This is a genomic window from Pseudarthrobacter chlorophenolicus A6 (assembly GCF_000022025.1).
Classification (GTDB): Bacteria; Actinomycetota; Actinomycetes; order Actinomycetales; family Micrococcaceae; genus Arthrobacter; species Arthrobacter chlorophenolicus.
In genome coordinates, this window is record NC_011886.1 from 2,439,279 (window position 1) to 2,459,319 (window position 20,041).

Consider the following 20,041-nt stretch of genomic DNA (forward strand, 5'->3'; position numbering starts at 1 on the left):
AACAGAGCCAAGTTTCAAGGAGTATTTCCCGCATATGGTCAGCATGTTGTCAGTTCTTCCGTCCGCCACCACCGATCCGGACGGCATCAGCATTACCGGGATTGTGATCAGCCTCGGTGTGGGCGTCGCCGTCTGGCTGGTGGCAACGTTCGTCATTTCGCGCATCACCACGCGTGTGGCGGCCGGGAGCAATTTCTTCAAGAAGCGCACCTTCAAATGGGTGGCCCCGGCTTTGCGGGCGCTCGATCACGAGCGGCGCGTACAGCGCGCGGAAACCATCGGGTCGCTGCTGAACAGCGTGGTGGGCGTTCTGGTGGTGGTCATCACCGGCATGTACGTGCTGCAGAACCTGGACATCAATATTGCGCCGCTGCTGACCAGCGTGGGCATCCTGGGTGTGGCCATCGGCTTCGGCGCCCAGCAGCTGATCCGCGACTTCCTGGCCGGAATCTTCATTACCATTGAAGACCAGTTCGGCATCGGCGACGTCATTGAAACCAGTGAAGTAGTGGGAGTGGTGGAGTCCATGGGCCTGCGCATCACCCGGGTCCGGTCCGACGACGGCGCCATCTGGTACCTGCGCAACGGTGAGATCCTGCGGGTGGGCAACCGTTCGCAGGGCCGTTACGTGCCGCTGCATGAAGGGCCCACGGGCACCACCGACCAAAGCTCCGACCACGGTGCCGAGAACACGAAGACCCAGCAGAAAGCCGGAGAGTAGCCATGAGCCTCCCCATTGAGCCGCAGCGGCCGCAGCTGATGCAGAATGACCCCTTCAGCCAGCCGGCCTACACCGACAGCTTTTACGACGCCGTGGGCGGCCACGACACGTTCGTCAAACTGATCGATGTGTTCTACGACGGCGTGGCCACCGATCCGCTGCTGCGCCCCATGTACCCGGAAGAGGACCTCGAGCCTGCCAAGCGGCGCTTCCTCATGTTCCTGGAGCAGTACTGGGGCGGGCCCACCACGTACGGTGAGGAACGCGGCCATCCCCGGCTCCGGATGCGGCACATGCCCTTCAAGGTCACGCCCGAGGCAAAGGACCGCTGGCTGTTCCACATGCGCACCGCAGTGGATGCACTGGAGTTGCCGGCCCTCTATGAGGGCACGCTGTGGGAGTATATGGAGCGCGCGGCGCTGTCCATGATTAACAGCCCCTCCGGCGCCTAGGAAGAAAACTTACGACGACGGGAAGTCCGGTTGAGTGCCGGTGTTCCCGGATGCGGAACTGCCGGCCGCCCGGCGGCTAGAGCAGTCCGCTGCCGGTCCGTGCCAGGACATGCCCGCGGTTGCCGGAAAGCCGGAACCAGCGGCCGGCCCGGTAAAGCTTCTGGTCGCCGTCGGCCAGGAACCCCAGGGCCAGGGCGGCGAACGCAGCACCGGCCGGCAGCCCGGTGGCGTCCAGTTCCCGGCCCCACACCGCGGCGCGGGCATTGTTCACCATCAGCGCTCCGGGATTGTTGGGCACGGCGCCGGCCACCTCGCCGATGCCGGCCTCCGCTGCGGACTTCAGCTCCGCGTCCGGGATCGAACCCAGCAGCTCCCACCCACCGCGCGGGGCGCCTACCCCCGTCCACGATTCGGTGACGGTGGTGGGCGGAACGGGCAGTTCGACGTCGTCCGCGCCTGCCCGGGCCAGCCGGTCCAGGACCGCCGCCAGCGGCACGGTGACATCGGTTTCCGAAGGGGTGGCAAGCTCCATGGTGCGCAGGCCAAGGATGGTGGGCGTGGATTCGCCCAGGACCCGCGGCCGCAGCACGCAGACGTAGGCTGCCAGCACGGAACCGGCAGCCTGCAGCCGGATGGCGCCGTCGTCTATCGCTTTGGCGCGGGTCGCGAAGGTCTTCAGGTCGGCAAGATCCCGCGGGTCGGCGAAGCGGAAGGACGAAGTAAGAAGATCAGACACACCAAGAACACTACCGGCTGCGCCTTGTTTGAGCGGTGCCGGGGGTCCGTCTAGAGTCAGACCATGACTGAAGCCGAAGCCGGAATCCTGGCTCTTCCCGGCGGCGACCCCACGTCGTCGCTCATCAAACTCCTGGACCTGGGCGAACTGGAAGGCGCGCGGACTGACGAGGATATCTTCCTTGGCCCGTCCCAGCAGCAGCCGCACCACCGGGTGTTCGGCGGCCAGGTGCTGGCACAGTCGCTCGTAGCGGCCACGAGGACGGTGGAGGAGGACCGCGCTGTCCACTCGATGCACGGGTACTTCCTCCGGCCCGGTGACGCCAACAAGCCCATCACCTTCGGGGTCCAGCGGCTCCGGGATGGCCGGTCCTTCTCCGCCCGGCGGGTCCACGCGTACCAGGAAGGCACGCCCATCCTCTCGATGATCGCGTCCTTCCAGACTGAGGATGAAGGCATCGAGCACGAATCTGCGATGCCGGCCGGGATCCCCGACCCCGAGAGCCTCCCCACCACGGCAGACCTGCTGGGGAAGTTCGACCACCCCGTGGCACGGCACTGGGCCTATGAGCGGCCGTTCGACATCCGGCACGTCAACCCCCCGCTGTATGTTTCGGCGGCGGGCGGGAAGGAGGCCACCAACGCCGTCTGGATGAAGACCTTCGGCCCCATGCCGGACAACCCGAACCTGCACCGTGCTGCCCTTGCCTACGCCAGCGACTACACGCTCCTGGAATCAATCCTGAGGCGCCACGGCCTCAGCTGGATCACGCCTGGCATGAACGTGGCCAGCCTCGACCACGCCATGTGGTGGCACCGCCCGGCCCGCGTGGACGAGTGGCTGCTCTACATCCAGGAGTCACCGAGTGCGCAGTCGGCCCGGGGCCTGGCGACAGGAAAAATCTTCAACCGGGCCGGACAGCACGTTGCCTCCGTTGCCCAGGAGGGCATGGTCCGCGTGCCCTCTGACCTGAAAAGCAAAGTGGCAGGGGCCGTCCAGTCCAAGGTGCTGGAGCACCAGCTCCGCAAGGCCGGCCGGGCGTAGGGCTCCGACCGCCGCGTTCCTGCTGGCCCGGCGGTGCTTCATCACATGGAAAAAGGCCGGCGCGTGACTTAGTCGCGGGTCAGGCGGCGGTGGGTCACGCGGTGGGGCTTGGCGGCGTCGGGGCCGAGGCGCTCCACCTTGTTCTCCTCGTAGGATTCGAAGTTACCCTCGAACCAGTACCACTTCGACGGGTTTTCCTCATCGCCTTCGTAGGCCAGGATGTGGGTGGCCACCCGGTCCAGGAACCAGCGGTCGTGCGAGACCACCACGGCGCAGCCGGGGAATTCGAGCAGCGCGTTCTCCAGGCTGCTCAGCGTTTCCACGTCGAGGTCGTTGGTGGGTTCGTCGAGGAGCAGCAGGTTGCCGCCCTGCTTGAGGGTCAGCGCCAGGTTCAGCCGGTTGCGCTCACCACCGGAAAGCACGCCGGCCTTCTTCTGCTGGTCCGGTCCCTTGAAGCCGAATGCGGCAACGTAGGCGCGGGACGGCATTTCGACGTTGCCCACCTGGATGAAGTCGAGCCCGTCGGAAACGACCTCCCACAGCGTCTTGTTGGGGTCGATGCCACCACGGCTCTGGTCAGCGTAGGAGATCTTGACGGATTCGCCGATCTTCAGGTCGCCGCCGTCGAGCGGTTCAAGGCCCACGATGGTCTTGAACAGGGTGGTCTTGCCGACGCCGTTGGGGCCGATGACGCCAACGATGCCGTTGCGCGGCAGGGTGAAGGACAGTCCGTCGATGAGCGTCCGGTCCTCGAAGCCCTTCTGGAGGTTCTTGGCTTCCAGGACGACGCCACCCAGGCGCGGTCCCGGCGGGATCTGGATCTCTTCGAAGTCCAGCTTGCGGGTACGGTCGGCTTCGGCAGCCATCTCCTCGTAACGTGCCAGGCGGGCCTTTGACTTGGTCTGGCGGCCCTTGGCGTTGGAGCGGACCCACTCGAGTTCCTCGGAGAGGCGCTTGGCCTGCTTGGCGTCCTTCTTGCCCTGCACTTCCAGGCGGGCACGCTTCTTCTCGAGGTACGTGGAGTAGTTGCCCTCGTACGGGTACAGGTGGCCGCGGTCAACCTCGGCGATCCATTCGGCCACGTGGTCCAGGAAGTACCGGTCGTGGGTGACGGCCAGCACTGCGCCCGGGTAGCTGGAAAGGTGCTGTTCGAGCCACAGCACGCTTTCGGCGTCGAGGTGGTTGGTGGGCTCGTCGAGCAGCAGCAGGTCCGGCTTCTGCAGCAGGAGCTTGCACAGCGCTACGCGGCGGCGTTCACCACCGGAGAGGTTGGTGACATCGGCATCGGCCGGCGGGCAGCGGAGGGCATCCATGGCCTGCTCCAGCTGGGAGTCGAGGTCCCAGGCATCAGCGGCGTCAATGGCTTCCTGGAGCTTGCCCATCTCTTCGAGAAGGGTGTCGTAGTCAGCGTCGGGGCTGGCCATTTCCTCGGAGATTTCGTTGAAGCGCTGGATCTTGCCGTAGATCTCGCCGACGCCTTCCTGGACGTTACCCAGGACGGTCTTCTCCTCGTTCAGGGGCGGTTCCTGGAGCAGGATGCCCACGGTGTAGCCGGGGCTCAGCCGGGCCTCACCGTTCGACGGGGTGTCCAGCCCGGCCATGATCTTCAGGATGGTGGACTTACCGGCACCGTTCGGACCCACCACGCCGATCTTGGCACCCGGGAAAAAAGACATGCTTACGTCATCAAGGATGAGTTTTTCGCCAACGGCTTTGCGGGCCTTGGTCATTGTGTAGATAAATTCCGCCATAGTTCCAAATCTAGTGGGTTGGCGGGCATAACTCACATTCGCGTTGAGTGGGCCAATGGCCTCATGACCCCACGAAGCACTTGCCGCTCGCGAGGACGGGGAGGACCGTAACAGTGACGGACCCTTCGCGGACCTGGCCGATCACGCAATCCTTCCCCTGCAGAACGGCGGCCTCGATGGCATCCGCCTCCAGCCCTGTGGGTGTCCGGCTTTGCGATACCTGAAGCGCTGCCGGGGCGATACCCGCCGCAGTGAGCACCTCCGTGACCTGCGCCGTGGCGGGTTTTGGCGTGCCCGCGGCCAACCCGGTGAGGCTTTGGGTAACGGTGCCTTTCATCGCTTCGGTGGCGGCCTTGTCCGCATCGGACGTGGTGGCCGGCGCCTGAGCGTTTTGCGTGGCCGCTACCTCCGACGAGGCGGATGGCGGGGCGCTTGCTGCCTGCTGTTCCGGAGCCGGCTGGCTCTCTGACTGCTGGCTCTGTGCCTGCTGGTCCATGGCCGGGTTGTCCGCGCCGGACCCGGCTGGGGAAGGGCCACTGTCGCACCCGGACAAAAGCAGCACCAACACTGCTCCCGCTGTTGCCGTGAGACGGGAGGTTCCGGAGTGCCGCATGGTGCCATTCTGCCATGTGCCGGGCCGCAGTAAGGGCGCAGCGAGGGCGCGGCAGAGTCCGGCGGTCCACAGGGCTGGTACGGCTCGCCGCATCCTGCTGCGGGCTCCCACTGATTGACGGCGGCGTGTGGCGGGCGGACGGAATGCGGCCGGGGGGTGCCGCGTTCCGCCCGCCCGGGACTGGCAGGACGTTGAACTCTGATGGGCCTTAGACTTCGGCGAGTTCCCCCGTTTCGAGGTCGAGGGAAGCGAGGTCGCCGTTACTGTCCTCAATGACAACGGCCTGCTGGGCTTCGTCGTCGGGATGGTCGAAGTCGTGGTCTTCCGGCTCGTCCTGGGACGGGCCCATGGCTGACTGGGGGTCGTCGGGAATGGCGGGTGGCTCCACCAGGGACAGCGAGGGCCTGGACGACGTCCGGGTGAAGTTTGCCGAGCCGAGGGAAAGGTCGTGGCCCACAGCATCGGCGTAGATAACTGTCGAATGGTAGACACGCCCGTCCTTCTCCCAGGTGCTGAGCCTCAGTTTCCCGACCACGATGACCGGCTGGCCCTTCCTGATGCTGCACCCGATGGTCCCCGCAAGTTGGCGGTACCCATGGACGGTAAACCAGTTGGTGTGCTCATCCACCCAGGCCTTGGCGGACTCGTCGAAGCGGCGCGAGGTAACCCCCACACGGAAGGATGCTTTCGCGGTGCCGCGCCCGGTGGTGGAACTCGTTACATCCGTTGCAACGAAGCCCCGGATGGTCATTAGGTCTTTCATCTTTCACGTCCTGTCTCAATGGTGGTGCCGTTGCAGGCAGTAACAGCATTGCGCCGCCAGGCGTCCGGCAGGAGAGGCAGGTGGGGCTATGTGCATAAGGCGCCGCCGGAGCCGGATGTGGAGGGAGAGTCACCTGCAGATGACGGCAGCGGCACCCGCGGCAGGGTAAACTTTTTGAGGCACTGGCCGAGAAGCCGGAGACCAAATGCCTCAGTAGCTCAGGGGATAGAGCAGCGGCCTTCTAATCCGCCGGTCGGGGGTTCGATTCCCTCCTGGGGCACCGAAAAGCGGTCCCGGCCTGCACCTGCAGGCCGGGACCGCTGTTGCTTCAGCGGCTGCAAGAGTTCCGCCGGGCTATGGGACCGCGTAAGCGCCGCGCCAGGTGTCCAGACCGGATCGCTGCGGTCCCTGGCCTGCCCGCTGCTACCTCTGCAGCAGGTGCGGAGCGTCCACCAGCGAGCGCAGGACGCTTCCGGCCGCGCCAAGGAGGGCACCCTCCTCACCCACGGCAGAGGTGACGACATTTTCGGGGGCCAGCTTCCCCGGCGCATACGTGGAAAGGCTGCGCAGCAGCGGGGCACGCAGCCATTGGTCAAGGACGGCAAAGTGGCCGCCGAGCACCACCGAACCGATGTCCACCACCCGCGCAGTTGACGCAAGGGCTATTCCCAAATACTTGCCCGCCCGTTCGACGGCGGCTATCGCCCGGGCATCCCCCGCGGCAAGCGCTCCAAGGAGGCCGCGCATGGCTGCGGAGCGGCTCTCGCCGGCACCTTCAACGCCCGCGGCAGCGGTTATCGCGTCCTGGCCGGCAATTGTTTCGAGGCAGCCCGTCCCACCACATGAGCAGAGCGTTCCTCCCGGGTCCACCACCACGTGTCCCACTTCGCCGGCGTGGCCGGCCGGCCCGGTAAAGAGTTCGCCGCCCAGGACCAGGCCGCCACCAACGCCCACTTCCCCGGAAACGAACAGGAAATCGGAGTCACTGCCGGGCCTGTGCCGGAGTTCAGCCAAGGCCGCAGCGTTGGCCTCGTTGAACAGTGCCACGGCCAGCGGCGCCTCCGGAAGCAAGGCACCAAGGTCAAGGTGGACGTCGGTCCACCCCAGGTTGGGAGCGCTCAGGATTCCCGTCCCTCCGGGCCCCACCAACCCGGGCACGGCAAGGCCCCCGCCGAGGATTTCCACGCCCCGCTCCCCCGCGTTACTGCGCGCTTTGGCCGCCAGGACTGCGAGCGCCTCCAGGACGGGTTCAGGCTGGTTTCCCCGGTTGTCGCGTTCCCGGACTTCCAGGAACACCACTGTCCCGGACAGGTCCATCACGCCGGCAGCTATGTAGTCGACGTTGACCTCCATGCCCATCACGGCCCGCATGGTGTTCAGGTCCAGGCCAACCCCGGGCCGGCCGCGCTCCCCCCGCGCGTTGAGTCCGACTTCGCGCACCAGGCCTGCGTCGAGAAGATCCATCACCATGCTTGAGACGGACGCCTTGGTCAGGCCGGTGGCGGCAGAAACCTGGGCACGGGTGGGAAACGCGCCCCGGGGTGCACCGGCGATGGCACCGAGGACCAGGGAGAGGTTGCTCCTGCGTACGTCCCCCATGCTCCCCGGGGCCGCCGGTCCGTGGGACGTCGAAGCCGGAACAGGCAACCTCATGGCACTCCTCGCTGCGGATCCCGCCAGGAAAATTTGTTGGCCCGCACCGTCGGACCCTTGACCACAGCGTACGTCGGCGAATAAAGTTCAGGCAATAAACTAAATATCCGCACACCGCGGAACTTCGATCGCAAGGACGCATCATGACTCTCTCCCCCACCACTGCCGACAAGTTCACCTTTGGCCTCTGGACGGTGGGCTGGACCGGCGCGGACCCGTTCGGTGTAGCCACCCGCGCGGCGCTTGACCCGGTGGAAGCCGTCCATAAACTCAGCGAACTGGGCGCCTACGGCATCACTTTCCACGACAACGACCTGGTTCCCTTCGATGCCCCCGCCTCCGAGCGCGAACTGATCCTCAAGAACTTCCGCGCAGCCCTGGCAGACACCGGGCTCAAGGTGCCGATGGTCACCACCAACCTCTTCAGCCACCCGGTCTTCAAGGACGGCGGCTTCACCTCCAACGACCGCTCCGTGCGCCGGTTCGCCCTGTCCAAGGTGCTCCGCAACATCGACCTCGCCGCAGAACTCGGCGCCGAAACCTTCGTCATGTGGGGCGGCCGCGAAGGCAGCGAATACGACGGCTCCAAAGACCTCGCTGCAGCGCTGGACCGCATGAAGGAAGGCGTGGACACCGCCGCCGGCTACATCAAGGACAAGGGCTACAACCTGCGCATCGCCCTCGAGCCCAAGCCCAACGAACCCCGCGGTGACATCTTCCTGCCCACCGTCGGACACGGCCTGGCATTCATCGCCCAGCTCGAACACGGCGACATCGTGGGCCTGAACCCCGAAACCGGCCACGAACAAATGGCCGGACTGAACTTCACCCACGGCATCGCCCAGGCACTCTGGGCAGGCAAGCTGTTCCACATCGACCTCAACGGGCAGCGCGGCATCAAGTACGACCAGGACCTCGTCTTCGGCCACGGCGACCTCACCAGCGCCTTCTTCACCGTCGACCTCCTCGAAAACGGCTTCCCGGGAGGCGGACCGAAGTACGACGGCCCCCGCCACTTCGACTACAAGCCCTCCCGCACCGACGGCTACGACGGCGTCTGGGAATCCGCCAAGGCCAACATGGCCATGTACCTGCTGCTGAAGGAACGGGCACTGGCCTTCCGCGCCGACCCCGAAGTCCAGGAAGCCCTGGCAGCGTCAGGCGTCTTCGAACTCGGCGAACCCACCCTCAACGCCGGCGAAACCACCGCCGACCTGCTCGCGGACGCCGCATCCTTTGAAGACTTCGACGCCGACAAGGCCGCCGAACGCTCCTTCGCCTTCGTCCGGCTCAACCAGCTCGCCATCGAACACCTCCTCAACGCCCGCTGACCATGGCACTTGTCGCGGGCATCGACAGTTCCACGCAGTCCTGCAAGGTGATCATCCGCGATGCAGGCACCGGCGTTTTGGTGCGGCAGGGCCGCGCCCCACACCCCGAGGGCACCGAGGTGCACCCTGATGTGTGGTGGGACGCGCTGCAGGACGCTATCGCCCAGGCCGGTGGCCTCGACGACGTCGCCGCTGTCTCCGTTGCCGGCCAGCAGCACGGCATGGTCTGCCTTGATGCCGACGGCGCCGTGGTCCGCCCCGCCCTGCTGTGGAACGACACACGGAGCGCCGGTGCCGCCGCGCAGCTCATCGACAAGGCGGGCAACGGCGATGCTGCCGCCGGCGCCCGCTTTTGGGCACAGGCCACCGGGACAGTCCCGGTGGCGTCGCTGACGCTGACCAAGCTGCACTGGCTCAGGGACAACGAACCGGAAAACGCAGCCAGGGTTGCCGCTGTCTGCCTCCCGCACGACTGGCTGTCCTGGCGCCTGGCCGGGTACGGCCCGGGGAGCGGCACGGCAGGGCTTGATGCGCTGGTCACGGACCGCTCGGACGCTTCGGGTACCGGATACTTCTCGACGGCGGAGGGAAAGTACCTGCCCCACCTCGTGGCCGCATCGCTCGGCCACGCACCAGCACTGCCGCGGGTCCTTGGCCCCTTGGAGGCAGCGGGCCGGACGCCGGCCGGAAGCCTGCTCGCAGCGGGCGCAGGCGACAACGCGGCAGCCGCACTCGGCGCTGGCGCAGGACTGGGCGATGTGGTGATGTCCTTGGGCACTTCCGGCACGGTCTTCGCGGTTTCAGGGACTCCGGCGGCGGATGAAACCGGTCTGGTGGCCGGTTTCGCGGATGCGGCGGGACACTACCTGCCCCTCGTGTGCACGCTGAACGCCGCCCGGGTCTTCGATGCAACGACGGAACTGCTGGGAGTGGACCTTGCCGAATTCAACAGGCTCGCCATGTCAGCGCAACCTGGTGCCGGCGGCCTGACCCTGGTGCCTTACTTCGACGGTGAACGTACCCCCAACCTGCCGGATGCCACCGGTTCCCTGCACGGCATCACTCGGGCAAACTACACACCGGCCAACCTGGCGCGCGCCGCCGTCGAAGGCGTGGTGTGCTCCCTGGCTGACGGGCTGGCCGCACTCCTGCAACAGGGCGTGGAGGCGAAGCGCATCGTGCTGGTGGGCGGCGGCGCGCAGGCGGAAGCCGTCCAGGATGCCGCGGCCCGGCTGTTGGGGGTGGACGTCGTGGTGCCGCAGCCCGGCGAGTACGTAGCCGACGGCGCCGCCCGCCAGGCCGCCGCCGCACTCACCGGAACCTTCCCGGAGTGGTTACGCGCCGCCGTCGAACATCCCGCGCAAAAGGACGACGGCGGAGTGCTGGGAAGGTACCGGGACCTCGCCTCCCGCTACGCCTAAACATCAAGGCGCGGCAGACCCGGACCGCTGGCGGTCCGGGTCTTCTGCATGTGGGACGCAGGCCCCTGCCGTGACGCAGCAGGAGCCCGCGGGTCTGGACGGGCTATCTGTGCCGGGTCACGCGAACGGGAGGACAAGCTCCGTGTAGCGCTCCTTGACCGTGGACAGGACGGTGTTGCCGTCGGTGTCCCAGATCTCCTGGTTGAAGATTTCGACTTCAATGTCGCCGGTGTAGCCGGCGTCGCGCACCCAGGTGCCGATGGTGGCGAAGTCCACCACGCCGTCGCCCATGTATCCGCGGGAGAGCAGCGGATCAGCGGCAATGGGCATGTTGAAGTCGCACACCTGGTAGGACGCGATGCGGTTTTCGCGGCCGGCGCGCTCGATCTGCCCCTTCAGTTCCGGGTCCCACCAGACATGGAAGGTGTCGACTGCGACGCCGACCGTCGCCGCATCGAAGGGCGCCGCGAGGTCCAGCGCCTGGCCAAGGGTGGAGACGAGTGCGCGGTCCGCGGCGTACATCGGGTGCAGCGGTTCCAGCACCAGCCGCACCCCGTTTTCCGCGGCGAAGGGAGCAAGGTCCGCCAGCCGGTCCGCCACTCGCTGCCGGGCCGCCACGACGTCCTTCTCCCCCGGCGCCAGGCCGCCAACCACCAGGAACAGTTCCCTGGTGTCCAGGGCCACGGCCTCCAGGATTGCTGCGCGGTTGTCGGCGAGCGCAGCAGCCTGCCCTTCGGCGTCGGCCGCGGTCAGGAAACCGCCGCGGCACAGCGAGGAGACGCGCAGTCCGGCATCCTTGATCAGGCGGGCAGCCTTGTCCAGGCCGGCCTCCTCCACGCGGTCCCGCCACGGGCCAATGGAGGGAATGCCGGCGTTGACGCAACCCTCCACTACCTGGGCCAGCGTCCACTTCTTGGTGGTGGCGCTGTTGATGGCCAACCTTGAGAAGTCGTTCATACTCCCACCCCGTTGATCCGCAGGTAGTCGGACATCCGGAAGGCGGCGAGGGCGGGATCCTTCAGCAGGCCCGCCCGGTCCGCCAGTTCGAAGGTCGTGGCCAGGTGGCAAACGGAACGGCCGGAATGCAGGCCGCCCACCATCTGGAAGCCCGGCTGCTTGCCATTGAGCCAGGACATGAATGCAATGCCCGTCTTGTAGTAGAAGGTGGGGGCGCTGAAGATGTGCTTGCCCAGTTCGCGGGTGGAGTCCAGGATCTCGCGGGCCTTCGCGGCGTTGCCGGCGTCGTAGTTCTGCAGGGCTACCGAGGCCGCCGGGTAGATGGCTGCGAAGATGCCGAGCAGCGCATCCGAGTGGTGCGTGCCGTCGCCGTCGATGAGCTCGGGGTAGTTGAAGTCATCGCCGGTGTAGAGGCGGACGCCCGCAGGCAGGGCTGCCCGGAGGGCCACCTCGTGGCTTGCATCGAGCAGGGAGACCTTGACGCCGTCCACCTTGTCCGCGTTGTCCTTGATGAGGCCGAGGAAGGTCTCGGTGGCGGCAGCGACGTCGTCGGAGCCCCAGTAGCCGGCCAGCGCGGGATCGAACATGGTGCCAAGCCAGTGCAGGATGACCGGCTGGTCCACTTCCTGCAACAGGGTGGAGTACACGTTCAGGTAATCCTCCGGGCCCGTGGCTACCTTGGCCAGGGCGCGGGAGGCCATGAGGATGACCTTCGGCCCGGCTTCGCTGATGACGGCAATCTGCTCGCGGTAGGCCTCGAGGACAGCCTTGAGGCCGGCTTCGCCTGCGGGCAGGGCGTCAATATCCAGCTGGTCGGTGCCTGCGCCGCAGGACACGAGGTCACGGACGGACTTGCCGGCGGTGGCCGCGTTGTTCGCAGCAACCACGGACGCCGCCTCGACGCCGGTGCGCTTGATGAGCTGCTGGGTGGCTGCCCAGTCAAGGCCCATGCCCCGCTGTGCGGTGTCCATCGCATCGGCGACGCCCAGGCCATAGGACCACAGTTCGTGGCGGTAGGCCATCGTGGCGTCCCAGTCCAGGCGTGCCGGGGCACCGGGGGTGTTGTCGGCAAGGACTTCGGGGATGACGTGGGCTGCGGCGTACGCCCGCCGCGCCGTCAGGGGGGCGGAGGGACGGGCCCAGGTGGTGCCGCCCTGCAGGCGGTATTCCCTGGTGCCGCCGTCGTGGGAGGGAAGGATGAGGGACGTCATTAGAGCGTGATCTCCGGGATGTCGATGGTGCGGCGTTCGTCGTTGGACTGCAGGCCCAGCTCGGCCAGCTGGACTCCACGGGCGGCGGAGAGCAGGCCGAAACGGTGTTCGCGGCCGGCGACGACGTCGCGGAGGAATTCTTCCCACTGCAGCTTGAAGCCGTTGTCGAGTTCGGCGTTTGCGGGAACTTCCTGCCACTGGTCGCGGAAGGATTCGGTGACGGGCAGGTCCGGGTTCCAGACGGGCTTGGGGGTGTGTGCGCGCTGCTGGGCTACGCACTTGTTGAGCCCTGCAACAGCGGACCCGTGGGTGCCGTCGATCTGGAATTCCACGAGCTCGTCGCGGTAGACGCGGACGGCCCAGGACGAGTTGATCTGGCCCACCACTGCGTCTCCCGCGGGGGTCTCAAGCTCGAAGATGCCGTAAGAGGCGTCGTCGGCCGTTGCCTTGTATTCCTTGCCGGCCTCGTCCCAGCGGGCGGGGATGTGCGTGGCCGTCTTGGCGCTGACGCTCTTGACCTTGCCAATAATGCCTTCGAGGACATAGTTCCAGTGGCAGAACATGTCCGTGGTCATTCCGCCGCCGTCTTCCTTGCGGTAGTTCCAGGACGGGCGCTGGGCGGCCTGTACGTCGCCTTCAAAAACCCAGTAACCGAACTCGCCGCGAATGGAGAGGATGCGGCCAAAGAAGCCTTCGTCCACCAGGCGGCGGAGCTTGACCAGCCCCGGGAGGTACAGCTTGTCGTGGACTACTCCGGCGGTGACGCCGGCTTCCTTGCCTATGCGGGCCAGTTCGATGGCTTCTTCCAGGGTTTCCGCGGTGGGCTTCTCGGTGAAGATGTGCTTGCCGGCCAGCATGGCCTTCTTCAGGGTGGCGGCACGCAGGCTGGTCATGGAGGCGTCGAAGATCACGTCAACCGTGGGATCGTTGATGACCGAGTCCAGGTCTGTGGTCCATTCGGCGACCTTGTGCTTTTCCGCCAGTTCACGGATCTTCGCTTCGTTGCGCCCCACCAGGATGGGCTCAACCTGCACGCGGGTGCCGTCCTCCAGGGTGAAGCCGCCGGCGTCGCGGATCGGCAGGATGGAACGCAGCAGGTGCTGGCGGTATCCCATGCGGCCGGTAATGCCGTTCATGGCGATGCGGATCGTCTTTGTTTCGAAGCCCATGTGTCCTCCACGGTGAGTGAGCAAGTTTTACTCAAGCCTGATTGGGAAAGCGCATTCCCACTGGTTCCATCATGCACCGCTCGCGCCGGAGTTGGCAAGCGCTTTCCGGAAGAACTTTCAACTGCCATAATGTGGTGACCGTTAACTTCCCCGACGTCCAGGAGCTGCTGTGGCTGCTAGTACCCTCACCGAGGTGGCCCGGCTTGCCGGGGTGTCTCCCGCCACCGCCTCCCGCGTCCTCAACGGCTCCGCGCGCAAGCCAGGCAAGGACATCGCCGAGCGCGTCCGCCAGGCGGCAGACTCACTGGGCTACATTCCCAACGCGCAGGCGCAGGGGCTGGCAAAGTCGAGTTCCGGCCTGATTGGCCTGATAGTCCACGACATCGCGGACCCCTACTTCGCAGCGATAGCCAGGGGCGTCCAGGAAGCTGCGCGGGAACAGCGCCGAATGGTGCTGCTGGCCACCACGGACGGGGCACCCGGGGAGGAAAAGGAAGCAGTTGCCGCCTTCGCTGCACGGCGCGCCGACTCGATCGTGATCGCGGGCTCGCGCTCGTCGCGGGCTGAAGACGGGGACCAGAACGCTGAACTGGCTGCTGAGCTGGACCGCTACTGCCGCAACGGAGGGCAGGTCGCTGTAGTGGGACACCCTGTAGTGGGCGCCGCCGCCCCGGAGGGTTACCACGTGGTGTCGGTCCCCAACCAGGAACTTGCCGCAGACCTGGCCGTGGAACTTGCCGCCGGCTGGGACGGCGACTTCGTCATCATCGGCGGCCCGGAAGGGCTCTTCACCTCCGATGACCGGATCCGCGGCTTCCAGGAAGGGCTCAGCCGGGCAGGCCGCGGCCCCGCCGAGGTCCTTCGGAGCTCCTTCAACCGGTCCGGAGGATACGACGCCGGCATCAAGCTGGCTGCGCGGATCAAGGCCGGCGGAACGGGCGAAAGGGGCCGGCCCGCAGGCACCGGGTTGGGTATTTTCGCTGTCAACGACGTCATGGCCATCGGGGCGGCCGCCGCCTTACGGGCAGAAGGGCTGCGGATACCGCGCGACGCGCGGATCGCCGGCTTCGACGACATTGAGACACTGCGCGATTTCAGGCCCGCACTTTCCACTGTCAGCCTGCCGCTGGAGGAGATTGGCCGGCTCGCCACCAGGGCCACTGCCCCACCCGCGGCCGACGGCGACGAACAGGATTACGCACCGCTTCCGGTGGCGGGCAAAGTCATGCTGCGCCGCAGCACGGAGACTGCGGACTGATGGCGCCGAACGGCCTGACCTCAGTTCCTGCCAGTCGACACGATGGCGGGATGCGGCCCGCCGTGCTGGTCCTGCCCGGCGGCGGCTATGCGCGCCAGGCCGACCATGAGGCCGAACCCGTGGCCGAATGGCTCGCCTCGCTGGGCATTCACGCATTTGTCCTGCGCTACCGCGTAGCTCCCCACCGGCACCCCGCTCCCCTGGCGGACGCCAAGGAAGCCATGCTGTACATCCGCAGCGGCGCCCATGGCCTGGCGGTGGACCCGGAACGGATCGGGGTGCTGGGGTTCTCGGCGGGAGGCCACCTCGCTGCAACACTGTCGACGGCGGTTTCCACCGGCGTTCCGGCCCTCGATGTCCCCGGCTCCGTGCCTGACCTGGCAGTGCTGTGCTACCCCGTGGTCTCGTTGACCCGGGACGTGCACCAGGGGTCGGTGGACAACCTTGTGGGCGACGCACCCTCACCGGAACTGCTGTCGGCTCTTTCCGCGGACCGGCAGGTGACCCCCCGGACCCCGCCGGCGTTCCTGTGGCACACGGCCGACGACGCAGCGGTTCCCGTCAGCCACAGCATGGGCTACGCGCAGGCGCTTTTCGACTCCGGTGTACCAGCGGAACTCCACGTGTTCCCCCACGGCCGGCACGGCATCGGCCTCGCCTCCGGCGCGCCGGGCGCTGAGCAGTGGCCGGCTCTTTGCTCGGCCTGGCTGGCGCGCGCCGGCTGGACGTACGCCGGCCAGTCAGCCGCTCCACATCCCGCGGCAGCGGCGCGCTGACCGGTCGGCGGAGGTGCCGGGCCCCGGCAGCCGAGCTGTCCCCCTGTCAGGTCGCCCGCGGTCAGAGTGCCCGGATGGTCCAGGAGCCCGAGTGCGTTCCGCCTGGCTGCAGATGGATCAGATCAGCGCCCGAATTGAATGCGTCCGGCGGGCAGGTCATGGGTTCCACGGCCAGCCCCAGACGGTCAGGGCCCACAGGTTTGTCGGCCGTGTGGACCTGGACCCACGGCCACTCCGGACCCCATTCCAGTTCGACGCCTGTCCCGGCCGGATCGAGCACCCTGACGCAGGCCACTCCGCTGGGATTCCGGGTGAGGCCGGTAAAGGCGTGGTCGATCTTCACAGATCCCAGCGGGCGCGGGCTGCGGAAGTCGAAGGCATGGTTTTCCACGGACTGCATGCCGATGGGCAGGAGCCGGTCGGGTGTGACATCCAGGTACTCTTCCGCCGGGAGTTCCAGCTGCCAGTCATCCAGCGGTGAAGGGCCGGCCACGAGGTAGGGATGCGGGCACACACCGTATGGTGCCGGGACCGTGCCCGTATTCCGGGCGTGGACCGTAGAGTGCAGGCCGTCTTCGCTGAGCAAATAGCGCACTGTCAGGGTGAGGCTCCCGGGATAGCCCGGGGAAGCTTCGATCCGGCAGGCGAGCGTCACCGAGGACGGCCCGGCTTCTTCGACGTCCCAGCGCAGGTCGGTGACAAGGCCGTGGAGGGCCGCTTTCCGCTCCGGCTCATTGACGGGCGCCGCGTATGGCTTTCCGAGGTAGTTGTAGGTACCGTCGGCCAGCCGGTTGGGCCAGGGTGCGCAGATCACCCCACGGTAGTCGGGAATGCCCCCGTCGGGCCCGAAGCCCACTACCAGGTCGCGGTCCTGCTGCCGCAGGTTCCGCAGGGCGGCGCCCCGGGAGGTAACGGTGGCGGTGTAGGGGCCAAACGCGATCTGGCATTCCGGGCCGGACATGGCGTAACTCCAGACATCTAAACTTGTTGTTAGCGCTCACTAGCCTAACTCATCCGTCCCGTGGGGTGCTCCTGCGGAGCCATGGGCTGCGGAGGCCTGGCACGCTGTCTAAGGTTGCCTCATGGACAGCCCCGCAACTTCCAACACCGAAGTGCTCGCTGCAATCCGGTCTGAACTGCGGGAACATGCCGATCCAGTCCGGGCAGCGGGCGCGCAGGCGTACATGAGGTCGAGCCTGCCCTCGCTGGGAGTCCGGGTGCCTGAAGTTCGCCGGATCGCGAAGAACGCAGCCGCGGCGGCCCCGTTCCGGTCCGGAGAGGAACTGCGTGCCACCGTCCTCGATCTGTGGCGCCACTCCGAAGTACGCGAAGAGCGGTACGCCGCCATTGATTTGACCGCGAACAGGATGGTGTCCCGGGACCTGCACATGCTGCCGGTCTACGAGGAAATCATCCGTACCGGTGCCTGGTGGGACTTCGTGGATGGTATTTCGGGGCGCATCTTCGGCCTGCTTCAGGCCCACCGCGAGGAAATGACTGCGGTGCTGCACGCCTGGAGTGCCGATGAGGACTTCTGGTTCAGGCGGGCCTCCATCATCGCCCAGCTGAAGGCCGCGGCCGCCACGGACACCGGGCTGCTGGCCGCAGTCATCGAACCCAACCTGGGGGACGGGGAATTCTTCGTCCGGAAGGCCATCGGATGGGCGTTGCGGGAGTATGCCAAAACGTCCCCGGACTGGGTGGCGGCTTTTGTGGCAAAGCACTCGGCCGTCATCAGCCCCCTGTCGCGGCGGGAAGCCCTGCGCCGGCTCAACGGCCGGGCTGCGGGCCGCTAGATTACCGGGCGTTCAACAACCAGGTCGCCGGACTTGCGGAACAGCCGCTTCGTCGAGGGATCCCAGAAGATCAGGTAGAGGCCGAACAGCAGGCCTGTCACGGCCGCCGCGACCCGGGCCAGGGTCAGCGCGAAGCCCAGGTCATCGGCCTGCAGGTACGGAAAGACTTCAAGCTGGTCCGAAATGGCGTAGATCATGAAGAAGGACACCACAAAGTAGAGGGCTTTGACCTGCCAGTCGTTGCGGATGCCGGTGACGGCAAAGAGCGGAATGAGCCACACCACGTACCAGGACTGGATGATGGGGGCCAGCAGGACGATGGCAGCGAATCCGAGCGTAAGCCGCCGCATCAGCCGGTCGTAGTCGCCCCGCAGGATCAGCCAGGCCACAATGCCCACCGCCAGGAGCTTTCCGGCGTTGAACACCCACCCTGCGAAGACACTGCCGTCCAGGCCAAACGAATTGGCCAGTGAGCCCACGATCATCCCGATCAGGCCAACCGGGGCGTACCAGATGGCAATGCTGCCGGGGGCGGAGAGCCCGCTAATCCACCCGAATCCGAAACCGTTCACCAGGCCCATCAGAACCAGGAGGCCGAGGCTGATGCCGGCGGTCAGCGCCCAGAAGGCAAACTTGCGGACCCAGCCGGCATTCTGTCCGGCCCAAAGCAGGCCGATGAAAGGCAGGAAGACGATGGTGATGGGCTTGACCGCGATGGACAGTGTCACCAGGACAATACCGCGCACCACCCGGCGTGTGGCGCAGTAGTACAGACCGGCGAGGGCCAGGCCGATCATGAGGGAATCGTTGTGGACGCTGGCAATGAAGTTGGTCAGGAACAGCGGGTTGGCGGCCGTCAACCAGAGCGCCCGGTGCGGGTTGACGCCATGCAGCTCGGCAAGCTTCGGCACGTAGATGACGCACAGCACCACCCCCGCTACCGCCACCAGGCGGAACAGCATCACGCTGGCTTCGGGCTGGACATTTGTGGACCACACCACGAACTGCTCGATCCACAGGAACAGCTGGCCGTAAGGAACCGGAGCCTCGGTCCACATTTTGTCTGCGCCCAGCTGGAAATAATTGGACAGGGCCGAGATACCGTTTTCGTACGGGTTGAAGCCTTCGACCATGAGCCGCCCCTGGCCGATGTAGGCGTAAACGTCCCGGCTGAACAGCGGGACGCACACCACCATGGGCAGGCCCCATGCCAGGATCGCCTTATGCGTGGCGCTGCGTGCCTGCGCGCCCCACACATGGACCTTCTGGCCCAGCCGCAGCCAGGCCCGCACCAGGAGCATGCCGCCCACGGCCAGGAGGATGATGGACAGTGCAACCCCGGCGGCCTCAGCGCGCATCCAGATGAAGAGGGGGATTCTGCGCAGTTCGGAGACGGGCGCCAGCCAGCCGACGCCCAGGGATCCGGCCAGCATGAACATGGAGCCAACAAAGCCTGCAAGGATCGGCGAACGGGGATCGTCCATCTCGGCACCGCCGGTGACGGCCGGTGCAGCGGCAGCCATTCCGCCCGCCGCGGGCAAAGGCGCCGTCATATCAGGGGTAGTCCAATCGTTGTGCGTTTTCGCAGGCCGCCCCCGCCGGCCGCAGGGCCTGTCCGGGGCGCGATTCCACGCAGCGGGATGACCCGCCACGTACTCGGAATCCTAGCACCGGCCGGTTGGCGGGAGGTGTAACGGTAGGCTGGTCCGGTGCCTATAACAAACGAAAGAATCGTCTGGATTGACTGCGAAATGACCGGTCTGGACATCAAGAACGACGCCCTGATCGAGGTGGCTGCGCTAGTCACCGACTCCGAGTTGAACATCCTCGGCGAGGGGGTCGACGTCGTCATCAAACCCGACGACGCCGCCGTCGCCCAGATGAACGACTTCGTCCGGGACATGCACACGAAATCAGGACTCCTCAAGGAACTTCCGTCAGGCAAGACCATGGCCGAGGCGGAAGCGGCAGTCATGGAGTACATCGCTGAATGGGTACCGGAGCCGCGGAAGGCACCGCTGGGCGGCAACTCGGTGGGAACGGACCGGGTCTTCCTGTCCAGGGACATGCCGGCAATCGTTGAACACCTGCACTACCGCGTCATCGACGTCAGTACCATCAAGGAACTGTCGCGCCGCTGGTTCGCCCGGGCATACTTCCAGTCCCCGGCCAAGAAGGGCGGCCACCGCGCCCTGGGTGACATCCGCGACTCCATCGACGAACTCCGCTACTACCGGGACGCCGTCTTCGTACCAGCACCCGGGCCGGACAGTGCAACCGCCCAGAAGATCGCCCGGCGCATCACCAGCACCGAACCGGCCCTTCCAGAAAAGTAATTTGCGCCACGTTTAGAGGATTTTTCACTGAAAATGCCAAAAGTGGACAAAGC

General features: G+C 66.4%; 19 protein-coding genes and 1 tRNA gene. 10 read left to right on the forward strand and 10 right to left on the reverse strand.

The window, feature by feature from the left end:
• The first annotated feature begins 34 nt into the window (after positions 1-34).
• Together ACHL_RS10930 and ACHL_RS10935 are read left to right on the forward strand one after the other, a co-directional pair.
• Entirely contained in the window at positions 35-721 is a 687-nt protein-coding gene (locus ACHL_RS10930; RefSeq protein WP_015937352.1) for a mechanosensitive ion channel family protein, read from the forward strand.
• 2 nt (positions 722-723) lie between these two features.
• Complete coding sequence (locus tag ACHL_RS10935) at positions 724-1,173, forward strand: globin (protein ID WP_015937353.1); 450 nt, start codon at positions 724-726, stop codon at positions 1,171-1,173.
• 76 nt (positions 1,174-1,249) lie between these two features.
• Here the strand turns inward: ACHL_RS10935 and ACHL_RS10940 are convergent, their stop codons facing one another.
• A complete protein-coding gene (locus tag ACHL_RS10940; RefSeq protein WP_015937354.1) occupies positions 1,250-1,909 on the reverse strand; it encodes a hypothetical protein in 660 nt (219 codons plus the stop codon).
• Positions 1,910-1,972: 63 nt separating this feature from the next.
• Between ACHL_RS10940 and ACHL_RS10945 the strand changes: the two genes are divergently transcribed.
• Positions 1,973-2,953, forward strand: a complete 981-nt coding sequence (locus tag ACHL_RS10945; RefSeq protein ID WP_015937355.1) for an acyl-CoA thioesterase — start codon at positions 1,973-1,975, stop codon at positions 2,951-2,953.
• Positions 2,954-3,021: 68 nt separating this feature from the next.
• On the opposite strand, the gene ettA is transcribed toward ACHL_RS10945, so the two are convergent.
• From ettA to ACHL_RS10960, 3 genes are all read right to left on the reverse strand, one after another.
• On the reverse strand, positions 3,022-4,704 hold the full coding sequence (ettA, locus tag ACHL_RS10950; protein ID WP_015937356.1) for an energy-dependent translational throttle protein EttA: 1,683 nt from the start codon (positions 4,702-4,704) through the stop codon (positions 3,022-3,024).
• Between the two features lie 61 nt (positions 4,705-4,765).
• A complete protein-coding gene (locus ACHL_RS10955; protein ID WP_015937357.1) occupies positions 4,766-5,200 on the reverse strand; it encodes a DUF6993 domain-containing protein in 435 nt (144 codons plus the stop codon).
• Positions 5,201-5,525: 325 nt separating this feature from the next.
• A complete protein-coding gene (locus ACHL_RS10960; protein ID WP_015937358.1) occupies positions 5,526-6,080 on the reverse strand; it encodes a single-stranded DNA-binding protein in 555 nt (184 codons plus the stop codon).
• A gap of 207 nt (positions 6,081-6,287) precedes the next feature.
• Between ACHL_RS10960 and ACHL_RS10965 the strand changes: the two genes are divergently transcribed.
• Positions 6,288-6,360 (forward strand) — tRNA-Arg (locus ACHL_RS10965).
• A 143-nt stretch (positions 6,361-6,503) separates the two neighbouring features.
• Here the strand turns inward: ACHL_RS10965 and ACHL_RS10970 are convergent.
• The gene (locus ACHL_RS10970) at positions 6,504-7,733 is read right to left on the reverse strand and encodes an ROK family protein (RefSeq protein ID WP_015937359.1); all 1,230 of its coding nucleotides are present in this window, start codon (positions 7,731-7,733) and stop codon (positions 6,504-6,506) included.
• 143 nt (positions 7,734-7,876) lie between these two features.
• Here ACHL_RS10970 and xylA point away from each other — a divergent pair, with 143 nt between their 5' ends.
• Both xylA and xylB read left to right on the forward strand, forming a co-directional pair.
• On the forward strand, positions 7,877-9,064 hold the full coding sequence (gene xylA / locus ACHL_RS10975) for a xylose isomerase (RefSeq protein WP_015937360.1): 1,188 nt from the start codon (positions 7,877-7,879) through the stop codon (positions 9,062-9,064).
• A 2-nt stretch (positions 9,065-9,066) separates the two neighbouring features.
• Positions 9,067-10,485, forward strand: a complete 1,419-nt coding sequence (gene xylB, locus ACHL_RS10980) for a xylulokinase (protein ID WP_015937361.1) — start codon at positions 9,067-9,069, stop codon at positions 10,483-10,485.
• A gap of 117 nt (positions 10,486-10,602) precedes the next feature.
• Here the strand turns inward: xylB and ACHL_RS10985 are convergent, their stop codons facing one another.
• The 3 genes from ACHL_RS10985 to ACHL_RS10995 are packed head-to-tail and all read right to left on the reverse strand — an operon-like array spanning position 10,603 to position 13,822.
• Complete coding sequence (locus ACHL_RS10985) at positions 10,603-11,442, reverse strand: sugar phosphate isomerase/epimerase family protein (protein WP_015937362.1); 840 nt, start codon at positions 11,440-11,442, stop codon at positions 10,603-10,605.
• Entirely contained in the window at positions 11,439-12,653 is a 1,215-nt protein-coding gene (locus ACHL_RS10990; RefSeq protein ID WP_015937363.1) for a dihydrodipicolinate synthase family protein, read from the reverse strand. Before ACHL_RS10990 ends, ACHL_RS10985 begins: the two co-directional genes overlap by 4 nt.
• On the reverse strand, positions 12,653-13,822 hold the full coding sequence (locus tag ACHL_RS10995) for a Gfo/Idh/MocA family protein (protein ID WP_015937364.1): 1,170 nt from the start codon (positions 13,820-13,822) through the stop codon (positions 12,653-12,655). Before ACHL_RS10995 ends, ACHL_RS10990 begins: the two co-directional genes overlap by 1 nt.
• A gap of 169 nt (positions 13,823-13,991) precedes the next feature.
• Here ACHL_RS10995 and ACHL_RS11000 point away from each other — a divergent pair, with 169 nt between their 5' ends.
• On the forward strand, positions 13,992-15,080 hold the full coding sequence (locus ACHL_RS11000; protein ID WP_015937365.1) for a LacI family DNA-binding transcriptional regulator: 1,089 nt from the start codon (positions 13,992-13,994) through the stop codon (positions 15,078-15,080).
• Positions 15,080-15,856: an alpha/beta hydrolase gene (locus ACHL_RS11005; RefSeq protein WP_015937366.1), complete on the forward strand. Its 777-nt coding sequence runs from the start codon at positions 15,080-15,082 to the stop codon at positions 15,854-15,856. Before ACHL_RS11000 ends, ACHL_RS11005 begins: the two co-directional genes overlap by 1 nt.
• Before the next feature lie 61 nt (positions 15,857-15,917).
• On the opposite strand, the gene ACHL_RS11010 is transcribed toward ACHL_RS11005, so the two are convergent.
• On the reverse strand, positions 15,918-16,817 hold the full coding sequence (locus tag ACHL_RS11010; protein WP_015937367.1) for an aldose 1-epimerase family protein: 900 nt from the start codon (positions 16,815-16,817) through the stop codon (positions 15,918-15,920).
• A 121-nt stretch (positions 16,818-16,938) separates the two neighbouring features.
• On the opposite strand from ACHL_RS11010, the gene ACHL_RS11015 reads away from it, so the two are divergent.
• Entirely contained in the window at positions 16,939-17,652 is a 714-nt protein-coding gene (locus ACHL_RS11015; RefSeq protein WP_015937368.1) for a DNA alkylation repair protein, read from the forward strand.
• Here ACHL_RS11015 and mptB read toward each other — a convergent pair.
• Positions 17,649-19,205: a polyprenol phosphomannose-dependent alpha 1,6 mannosyltransferase MptB gene (gene mptB / locus ACHL_RS11020; protein ID WP_171908911.1), complete on the reverse strand. Its 1,557-nt coding sequence runs from the start codon at positions 19,203-19,205 to the stop codon at positions 17,649-17,651. The two genes, ACHL_RS11015 and mptB, sit on opposite strands and share 4 nt — an antisense overlap.
• A 156-nt stretch (positions 19,206-19,361) precedes the next feature.
• Between mptB and orn the strand changes: the two genes are divergently transcribed.
• Entirely contained in the window at positions 19,362-19,988 is a 627-nt protein-coding gene (gene orn / locus ACHL_RS11025) for an oligoribonuclease (protein ID WP_015937370.1), read from the forward strand.
• Positions 19,989-20,041 lie beyond the last annotated feature (53 nt).

Coding starts and splice junctions, on each gene's coding strand:
- ACHL_RS10930 (WP_015937352.1), top strand. CDS start 35: ATGGTCAGCATGTTGTCAGTTCTTCCGTCCGCCACCACCGATCCGGAC.
- ACHL_RS10935 (WP_015937353.1), top strand. CDS start 724: ATGAGCCTCCCCATTGAGCCGCAGCGGCCGCAGCTGATGCAGAATGAC.
- ACHL_RS10945 (WP_015937355.1), top strand. CDS start 1,973: ATGACTGAAGCCGAAGCCGGAATCCTGGCTCTTCCCGGCGGCGACCCC.
- ettA (WP_015937356.1), bottom strand. CDS start 4,704: ATGGCGGAATTTATCTACACAATGACCAAGGCCCGCAAAGCCGTTGGC.
- ACHL_RS10955 (WP_015937357.1), bottom strand. CDS start 5,200: ATGGACCAGCAGGCACAGAGCCAGCAGTCAGAGAGCCAGCCGGCTCCG.
- ACHL_RS10960 (WP_015937358.1), bottom strand. CDS start 6,080: ATGAAAGACCTAATGACCATCCGGGGCTTCGTTGCAACGGATGTAACG.
- ACHL_RS10970 (WP_015937359.1), bottom strand. CDS start 7,733: ATGAGGTTGCCTGTTCCGGCTTCGACGTCCCACGGACCGGCGGCCCCG.
- xylA (WP_015937360.1), top strand. CDS start 7,877: ATGACTCTCTCCCCCACCACTGCCGACAAGTTCACCTTTGGCCTCTGG.
- xylB (WP_015937361.1), top strand. CDS start 9,067: ATGGCACTTGTCGCGGGCATCGACAGTTCCACGCAGTCCTGCAAGGTG.
- ACHL_RS10985 (WP_015937362.1), bottom strand. CDS start 11,442: ATGAACGACTTCTCAAGGTTGGCCATCAACAGCGCCACCACCAAGAAG.
- ACHL_RS10990 (WP_015937363.1), bottom strand. CDS start 12,653: ATGACGTCCCTCATCCTTCCCTCCCACGACGGCGGCACCAGGGAATAC.
- ACHL_RS10995 (WP_015937364.1), bottom strand. CDS start 13,822: ATGGGCTTCGAAACAAAGACGATCCGCATCGCCATGAACGGCATTACC.
- ACHL_RS11005 (WP_015937366.1), top strand. CDS start 15,080: ATGGCGCCGAACGGCCTGACCTCAGTTCCTGCCAGTCGACACGATGGC.
- ACHL_RS11010 (WP_015937367.1), bottom strand. CDS start 16,817: ATGTCCGGCCCGGAATGCCAGATCGCGTTTGGCCCCTACACCGCCACC.
- ACHL_RS11015 (WP_015937368.1), top strand. CDS start 16,939: ATGGACAGCCCCGCAACTTCCAACACCGAAGTGCTCGCTGCAATCCGG.
- mptB (WP_171908911.1), bottom strand. CDS start 19,205: ATGACGGCGCCTTTGCCCGCGGCGGGCGGAATGGCTGCCGCTGCACCG.